Source organism: Symbiobacterium terraclitae, assembly GCF_017874315.1.
GTDB lineage: Bacteria > Bacillota > Sulfobacillia > Symbiobacteriales > Symbiobacteriaceae > Symbiobacterium > Symbiobacterium terraclitae.
In genome coordinates, this window is record NZ_JAGGLG010000003.1 from 172,414 (window position 1) to 180,331 (window position 7,918).

The 7,918-nt window shown below is 68.9% G+C and carries 8 protein-coding genes; 3 read left to right on the plus strand and 5 right to left on the minus strand.

What is annotated here, in order from left to right; genetic code table 11:
• Positions 1-116 precede the first annotated feature (116 nt).
• Both J2Z79_RS03250 and J2Z79_RS03255 read right to left on the minus strand, forming a co-directional pair.
• On the minus strand, positions 117-950 hold the full coding sequence (locus tag J2Z79_RS03250; RefSeq protein WP_209465412.1) for a M15 family metallopeptidase: 834 nt from the start codon (positions 948-950) through the stop codon (positions 117-119).
• Between the two features lie 112 nt (positions 951-1,062).
• Positions 1,063-1,839: a response regulator gene (locus tag J2Z79_RS03255; RefSeq protein ID WP_209465413.1), complete on the minus strand. Its 777-nt coding sequence runs from the start codon at positions 1,837-1,839 to the stop codon at positions 1,063-1,065.
• Between the two features lie 169 nt (positions 1,840-2,008).
• On the opposite strand from J2Z79_RS03255, the gene J2Z79_RS03260 reads away from it, so the two are divergent.
• Positions 2,009-2,191 carry a hypothetical protein gene (locus J2Z79_RS03260; protein WP_209465414.1) on the plus strand — a complete coding sequence of 61 codons (183 nt, stop codon included), beginning with the start codon at positions 2,009-2,011 and terminating at the stop codon, positions 2,189-2,191.
• Positions 2,192-2,212: 21 nt separating this feature from the next.
• Here J2Z79_RS03260 and selB read toward each other — a convergent pair whose 3' ends face one another.
• Positions 2,213-4,102: a selenocysteine-specific translation elongation factor gene (gene selB, locus J2Z79_RS03265; RefSeq protein WP_209465415.1), complete on the minus strand. Its 1,890-nt coding sequence runs from the start codon at positions 4,100-4,102 to the stop codon at positions 2,213-2,215.
• Between the two features lie 43 nt (positions 4,103-4,145).
• Positions 4,146-5,096, minus strand: a complete 951-nt coding sequence (trxB, locus tag J2Z79_RS03270; RefSeq protein ID WP_209465416.1) for a thioredoxin-disulfide reductase — start codon at positions 5,094-5,096, stop codon at positions 4,146-4,148.
• A 518-nt stretch (positions 5,097-5,614) separates the two neighbouring features.
• Between trxB and J2Z79_RS03275 the strand changes: the two genes are divergently transcribed.
• Positions 5,615-6,514: a 1,4-dihydroxy-2-naphthoate polyprenyltransferase gene (locus J2Z79_RS03275; protein ID WP_209465417.1), complete on the plus strand. Its 900-nt coding sequence runs from the start codon at positions 5,615-5,617 to the stop codon at positions 6,512-6,514.
• Between the two features lie 15 nt (positions 6,515-6,529).
• On the opposite strand, the gene J2Z79_RS03280 is transcribed toward J2Z79_RS03275, so the two are convergent.
• Positions 6,530-7,183, minus strand: coding sequence for a helix-turn-helix domain-containing protein (locus J2Z79_RS03280; protein ID WP_209465418.1), 654 nt, complete (start codon positions 7,181-7,183; stop codon positions 6,530-6,532).
• 228 nt (positions 7,184-7,411) lie between these two features.
• Here J2Z79_RS03280 and J2Z79_RS03285 point away from each other — a divergent pair, with 228 nt between their 5' ends.
• Positions 7,412-7,807, plus strand: a complete 396-nt coding sequence (locus tag J2Z79_RS03285) for a helix-turn-helix domain-containing protein (protein ID WP_209465419.1) — start codon at positions 7,412-7,414, stop codon at positions 7,805-7,807.
• Positions 7,808-7,918 lie beyond the last annotated feature (111 nt).

Below are 7,918 nucleotides of genomic sequence, written 5' to 3' on the forward strand. Positions count from 1 at the left end.
TAGAGATTCCATGGTCGGAATGCTGACTCCTGCGCCCACACGGCACCTGGCAACATTTTCTAGTGCGCAAACACCGGCCGCCGCCTGCGTGGCGGGGCCGGTGTCAGGTTCGCGCACTAGCGGTTCCGGGCCAGGTACTCCTCGTAGGTGAGGCCCGTGGCATGCACCTTCTGTGCGAGCTCCTTGCCCAGGTAGCGCACGTGCCAGGGCTCGTACATGTAGCCCGTGATCTCCTCCTTGCCCTCGGGGTAGCGCACGATGAAGCCGAACTCGTGGGCGTGTGCGGCCAGCCACTCCGCCTCGGGGGTACCCGCGAAGCAGTCGTCGGCGGCGCACTCGCCCGTGCTGCCCGAGATGTCCATCGCCAGGCCGGTCTGGTGCTCGCTGTGGCCGGGCCGGGCGCTGTACCGCTCGGCATTCTCCAGGCCGTCAGCGCTGACGTAGGCCGTAAACAGCATCTCCTGGTACGCGTAGGAGCGGTAGCCGGAGACGCCCGCCAGGTAGATGCCGTCCTCCTCCGCCGCGGCGAACATTTCCTCGAGGGCGGCGGCGGCCTCGGCCCGCATCAGCCGGCGCTCGTGCTTCTCGGCGAAGATGAAGCGCACGTTGGGCTCCACCAGGTCGGGGGGCACGTAGTCGGGCGACAGGGCCCACTCCTTGTTGACCAGCACGTCGATGGCGTCGGGGTTGGTGACCATCTTGACCTCACGGCCGCCGCCGGAGGGCGAAGGCTCGGTCGAGGGATCGGAACCGGGTGCCGGAGCGGTGCCGGAGTCCGGGTCGGGCTGCGGCTCAGGATCCGACGGCTGCTGCTCTCCGGGCTCCTGCACGGAGGGCTCGTTCCCGGGGGCGGGGGTCTGCGGATCGGCCCCCACCGTGCAGCCGGCGAAGAGGGCGGCCGCGACCACGGCTAGCAGGCTGAGGCGGAATAGCTTCGTATGGGGGGACATCTGTTCACCTTCCTGCCAGTGACTGCGTTTCGCAAAGCGAATGACGTATGGTTAGACGTTCTGCGGCCGCCGTGCGGTTTCGCGAAACAGGGGCGGCAGCGCCGCCCCCGCTTCAGGCAAACTGGAGCGCTTCCCCCGCCCGTTCCCGGGCGAGGCGGAGCAGCAGATCGGCGTCCGCCGCCTCCGTGGGGTAGACCGCCGTCCCGACGCGGACCGGTCCCAGGACGGACTCCAGCCGCCGGACGACGGCCTCGGCGCCCTCGGCCTCGGTCTCGGGAAGCACGATCGCGACCTGGCGCGGCCCGATGCGCGCCACCAGGTCCGACTCCCGCAGGTTGCGGGCGATGGACTGGATCAGGCCCGGCACCTGCGCCTCGGCCAGGCCGGGAGGCAGGTGGAGGACCATCAGGCTCAGGTGCGACCGGGACCGGTCGGCCCGCTTCAACTCCCGGCGGACGTACTCCACCAGGTTCCACGACACCCGCCCGGCGGCGGCTTCCTGGCTGCACTCGTCGAGGCTCTCCTTGAGCCTCCGGAGCAGTACCGCCACGCTCCATGGCTTCGAGACAATGGTGTTGACGCCGGCGGCGACCAGCTCCACCACCAGCGGAATGGGCGGCGGCGAGGTGACCACCAGCAGCGGCGTACCCGACCAGGCGGGGTCGGACCGCATCTGGCGGATCAGGTCGAACACGTCGCCGGCGGGGAAGTGCAGCTCGGTGATGACAGCGCGCAGGGAGCCCGGTGCCGCCCTGGCAAGCAGTTCACCGGCATCGGCGAGGTTGTCGGCCTGGACGACTTCGTAACCTACCGCCTCGAGCACGCTTGCGGTGCGCTGGCGGTCCAGAAGCGACGGGTCCACCACCAGCAAACGTCCGTCTGGCCTCATGGGAGCACCTCCCGCTGTCACCTACCCGTCAGAATTGCACTTCGGCAAAGCAAAGCGCAATTCCTTCCGAATGGGTGCTTTGTCGGGAGGCCCGTCAATCACGGCTATGCGTTTGGAATCGTCACAAGCATAAAGGTCCTAGTGTGCATCGCTACGGAAGGAGGATAGCATGCCCACCATCGTATGGGCGATTGTCGGCGTCGGCTTCGTCGCTCCTGCCGTGGCCATCCTCGCGCTGGTCCTGGCCAACCGGTTCAGCAAGGGGAGCCCCGGCCGTGCCATCAATGCCTTCTGGGCGGTCCTCGCCGTGCTGCTGGCGGGCTTCCTCGGCTACGGCCTGCTGTCGCGCTGAGAGGAGGCCGCCCTCGAGACTTCACGCGTTCGGCCCGGGCAGCCGCTCGTCGCCGGCCCGCCGGGTGATGCGCTGCTCGTCCAGCCACTCCAGGAGCGGCAGGGCGTACTTGCGCGAGGTGCCCAGCAGGTCGCGGAACTCGGCGACGGTCACCCGGCCGTGCTGGCGCAGGTGCTCGCGGGTCCGGCGAACGGCCTCCTCCATGGCCGCGGCGGCCACGATCAGGTCGTCGCCCACCCGCACGGCCTCGCCCTGCTCCGTCAGGTAGATGATCACCTCTTCGGTGTCCCGGCCCGGCACCTGCTGCTTCAGTTCCGCCACCGACAGCGGGCTGAACCCGGCCTCTGCCACCTTGGCCCGCACGGCCTCGGCCAGGCGGGCCTGCTCCGCGTCCAGCGCGGGCGTGCGGCCGGGCAGGGCCAGGCGGTCGCGGACGACGCGCAGCTCGCCCGCGGCTTCCGCCGCCGCCACGAGCGCGGCGAACTCCTTGCCGCCGAGGCCGAGCCTGCGGCGCAGCTCCTCCTTGCCCAGGCCGGAGCGCAGGGGATGCTGGGCATAGAAGGCCTCAAGCTCAGCCCGTACCGCCTCGCAGAAGCGGCCGAAGCCGCGGCGGTGGATCCAGAGCCCACCCTCGAGCTCCCGCAGGTCGCCGGCCAGGCCGGGCAGTTCCGCCCGCAGCGCCTCCACGGGCACGCCGGTGCGCCTGGCCAGTTCGTTCAGGGGCAGCGGGGTCATGCCGGAGCGGAGCAGCGTCTCGGCGATCACGCCGCCGGTGCCGCCCGACTCCTTCACCTTGAGCTCGGCGATGGCCGCGGCGGCCTGCGAGCGCTTGTAGCCGGCATGCGGCTCAATGACGACGCCGCCGCCCATCGTGTGCACCGGGCTGTAGGAGCGGATGATGTACCGGTCGCCCCTGCCCACCACCAGGGGCTCCTCCAGCTTCAGCTGGACGTAGGCCGACTCGCCGGGAAGGAGCGCGTCGCCCTCCAGCAACAGCACCCGGGCGAGCGCCTCGCTGGTGCCGGTGTGCAGGTGCACCCGCTCGCCGTGCTTCAGCTCCCGCGACCACGACTCCAGCAGGTGGAGCCGCGCCGCGAACGAGGCGGTGGGCCGGAGGACCCCGGGTGCGCACAACACGTGGCCCCGCCTGACGTCCGACCGCTCGATGCCGGAGAGGTTGACCGCCACCCGCTGGCCGGCCTCGGCCCGTTCCACTTTCTCGCCGTGGACCTGCAGGCCGCGCACCCGCACATCGAGGCCGAGGGGCAGCAGTTCGAGCCGGTCGCCTTCCCGGATGATGCCGCCCACGAGCGTGCCCGTCACCACCGTGCCGAAGCCGGGGCGCACGAACGCGCGGTCGATGGGCAGCCGGGCGAAGGCGGTGGTGTCCTTGGGTTCGGTCTCCTCCAGCAGCGCGTCCACCGTGCGCAGAAGGTCCTGCAGCCCCTCCCCGGTGACCGAGGAGACCGGGCAGCAGGGCGCGTTCTCCAGGAAGGTGCCGGCCACGGCATCACGGATGTCGGCCTCCACCAGCTCGACCATCTCGGCGTCCACGAGGTCGATTTTGGTGATGGCGATGAGCCCCTTCTTCACCTCCAGGAGCCGGAGGATGTCCAGGTGCTCGCGGGTCTGGGGCATCACCCCTTCGTCCGCCGCCACCACGAGGATGACGGCGTCGATGCCGGTGATGCCCGCCAGCATGTTCCGGATGAACTTCTCGTGGCCCGGCACGTCAATAACCGCCGCACGGCGGCCGCTGGGCAGCGGGAAGGGGGCGAAGCCGATGTCGATGGAGATGCCCCGCTCCCGCTCCTCGGGGAAGCGGTCGGTCTCCACGCCGGTCAGGGCCCGGATCAGGGCGCTCTTGCCGTGGTCCACGTGGCCGGCCGTTCCGATGATGTAGTGCTTCATTGGGCCCTCCTTGAGGCCGACCGGCTGGGCCCGGTCGGCCGGATTACCGGCTGAGCGTCTGAGACCAGTCGTGGGCGGCCGACTCCTCCAGGTACCGCTCGCAGTCCAGCGCGGCCATGCAGCCCGACCCCGCGGCGGTGATCGCCTGGCGGTAGCGGGAGTCCTGCACGTCGCCGCAGGCGAAGACGCCCGGGATCGCCGTGCGGGCCGTGCCGGGCACCGTCTTGATGTAGCCCAGCTCGTCGGTCTCCAGCTGGCCCTTCAGGAAGTCCGTGTTGGGCTTGTGGCCGATGGCGACGAACATGCCGTCGGCCTCCAGCAGCCGCTCCTCGCCCGTGGCGTTGTCCCGGACCTTCAGGGCCCGGAAGCCCCGCTCGTCGGCAACGACCTCCACGGGCGTCACGTTCAGAACCCAGCTGATCTTCGGGTTCTGCCGGGCGCGCTCCTGCATGATCTTGGAGGCCCGGAGCTCGCTCCGCCGGTGCACCACGGTCACGTCGGCGAACCGGGTGAGGAAGTTGGCCTCCTCCATCGCCGAGTCGCCGCCGCCGATCACCAGGACCTTCTTGCCGCGGTAGAAGAAGCCGTCGCAGGTGGCGCAGGTGGAGACGCCGCGGCCGACGTTCTCCTTCTCTCCCGGGATGCCGAGCAGCTTGGCCGAGGCCCCGGTGGAGATGATGACGGCCTCCGCCTCGATCACGTCGGTCTCGTCGATGGTGATCCTGAAGGGGCGGGCGGAGAGGTCGATTCCGGTGGCGTAGCCCCTGCGGAACTCCGCGCCGAACTTCTCGGCCTGGCGGCGCATGTTGTCCATCAGCTCCGGGCCCATCACCCCGTCAGGGAACCCCGGGAAGTTCTCCACCTCGGTGGTCGTGGTCAGCTGGCCGCCGGGCTCGTTGCCCTCGACCACCAGCGGCTGGAGATTGGCCCGCGCCGTGTAGATCGCAGCGGTGAGGCCGGCAGGTCCGGTGCCGAGAATGACGACTTTGCGCACGAATGCTTCCTCCTACTGGAACCGGATTTGGACGCGATCGCCTGTGGCCGTTCCCGTCCATTCTACCAGTTAAGACGTCGCAGGGGTAGCCGCGGGATATGCCCCCGGGGGTATGCGGGAGTGCGCCGCCTCAGCCCCCGGGGGGCATGCGGCGGGTCCACCGCCCCAAGGCGCGCCGAAAACGCGGACGCAGAGGTCCGCGTTTTCGGCTCCAAGCCCGGAGAACCAGCTCCGGGCGCCTCCACCCGCACGGACGTACCGGGCGCCCGGCCGTCCGAACGGCCCTGGCGGAGCGCCGCCGGAACCCTTTCGGCCCGATAGGGCGAATCCGCCGCCTTGCGGGGAGGCCGGCCCCACCTGCGTTGGTCGGGCAGCGGCCTCGCTGTTAGATTCCCCGGGCCGTCCGCCGGCTATGCGCGCGCCGCGGCGGTTCGGAATCGGGTCGCGGCCCAATGCGAATCCGGTTATGGTCTGATAGTATATTGGGATGAAACATACCTGAGCAAGAAGGAGTAACGATGGCAGCACGCACGCGTCTTGGCGTCTGGTGGCGCATGCTCCGGCCGTTCACCCTGGTGGCCAGCGTGGCCCCGGTGTTGGGCGGCACGGCGCTCGCCTACGCAGAGGGCGGCTTCCACGCCGGCCGGTTCTGCGCCTTTCTGCTCGCGGCGATCCTCATCCAGTCCGCGACCAACATGTTCAACGAATACTTCGATTACGTGCGGGGGCTCGACACGCGCGAGCACGTCGGCATCGCGGGCACGATCGTGCGCGACGGCGTCTCGCCCCGGCTGGTGATCAGCCTGGCGTGGGCGTTCCTGGGCACCGCAGTCGCGCTGGGGCTCTACATCGCAGCCACCAGCTCCTGGTGGGTCTTCGGCGTGGGGCTGCTCTGCCTCGGCGTCGCCTTCCTCTATTCGGGCGGGCCGCTGCCCCTCTCCTCCACCCCGCTGGGCGAGCTGGCCGCCGGCCTCTTCATGGGTCCCGTGATGATCGTGCTGATCTACTACACGCAGGCGCTGCGGGTGACCGCCACCGCGGTCTGGGTCGCGGTCCCCATCGGCCTGATGATCGGCGCGATCCTGCTGGCCAACAACATCCGGGACATCGAGGCGGACCGGGCCGGCGGGCGCCACACCCTGCCCATCGTGCTCGGCCGGACGGCGGCCGTGGGCGTGCTGGCCGGCGCCTTCGTCCTGGCGTACGGCGTCACCCTCGGCCTGGTGGCCGCCGGGCGCCTCAGCCCGTGGGCGCTGCTGGTGCTGCTGTCGCTGCCCTCGGCGGTCCGGCCGGTGCGCCTCTTCCTCCGGGAGCGGGAACCTGCCCGGCTCCACCCGGCGGTCAAGGGCGTGGCGCAGGTGCTGGCCCGCTTCGGTGCGCTGCTGGTGCTGGGGCTCCTGCTCTCGGTCTGGGTGTAGGGCGCCGCAGACCCGTCAGTGCCGCACCGCCGAGGCGGCCACCAGCAGGTCGATCTGGCGGTCGAGGATCTCCGGCGGGATCTGCGCCTGCATGGCCTTGGACACCATCTGCAGGTAGGCGCCGGAGTTGGGGTGCCTGAGCACCAGCTGCAGCAGGGAGTCCACCGGACCGGGATCCCCGTGGATCAGGAAGTTCACGGGCACCTGGAAGCGCTCGCACAACAGGTCGACGAGCTCGGGAGACGCGGCCCTGCGGCTGGCCAGGATGTCGGCCAGCTGCTCCGGGTTCAGGCCCAGCAGGTCCGCCAGCCGCTGCGCCGGCAGGACACCGGCGAGCTGCCGCATGCACCAGAGGGCCCGCTGCTCTACAGTTGTTTCGCGCAGTTTTATGATTTCACTGGGTTTTGATTCTGCGATGCGGCTGCGCCAGAGCCATTTGTAGTCTGCGTCCGCGCCGCCGGGGGGCGTGTCGTCTGCCAGGAGCTGATCCAGGGGAACCTGTAGGGCGGCGCTGAGTCGGGTCAGCGTCTCGATCTGCGGGTTCGCCGTCAACCCGTGCTCCACGTTGTATAAGACGGAGTATGGTATCCCTGCTGCCTCGGCCAGGGCCTTGATGGAACGGAATCCCCTGGCCCGGCGCAGGTGACGAATCCGGCTGCCGAGAGACATTCTCCTCCTCCTCCACAATCTCTGCGTAAATATTAGCATATCTCGGCATCGATCTGCAAACAGATAAATCCGCACCAGAATCGACACGCGCTATCGTCCTGGTGATACAAATGAGTTGAACCAGAATTGTATCTCTGGTAAGATATCCACTACAAATGTTCTATAGCTACAGACCGCACTTGGCGAACACTCGCTTGCGACATTCCATACGGGGAGGGGGCTGAGCGGATGCAGACGCTGAGTCAGAGGCTGGCGCAGGCCATGGAGCGCCTCGAAGACGAGGAACTGGCGGGTCTGTTGGCGGAAGTGCAGCAGGTTCTGGAGGAGATCGAATCCGAGGACCCTATCGGCCGGGCGATTTCCACACTGAGCGTATCGGAGGAAGCGGTGCTGAAGTCGCTCCTGGAGAGCGTACCCAACGAGCGGACCGTGCAGGTCGTCACCTCGCAGATCGCGGACCAGACGGGGATCTCCCGGTCATCGGTTGTGTCGGTGCTGCGCCGCCTGCAGTCGGCCGGGCTCCTCGAGACCCGGTCGCTGGGGACGAAGGGCACGCACATCGTGTTCCGCCGGGGGATCCGACCCTACGACATCCTCAGGCGGCTGAAGCCAGTGCACGTGTAGGCGGCGTCACAGAAGGGGGGCTGTCCCAAAAGTCATCGAGGATGACTTAGGGACAGCCCCCTTTTCTTTTTGTCTAAATACAAAAGAAGCCGCCCTTCTGTTACAATGGAA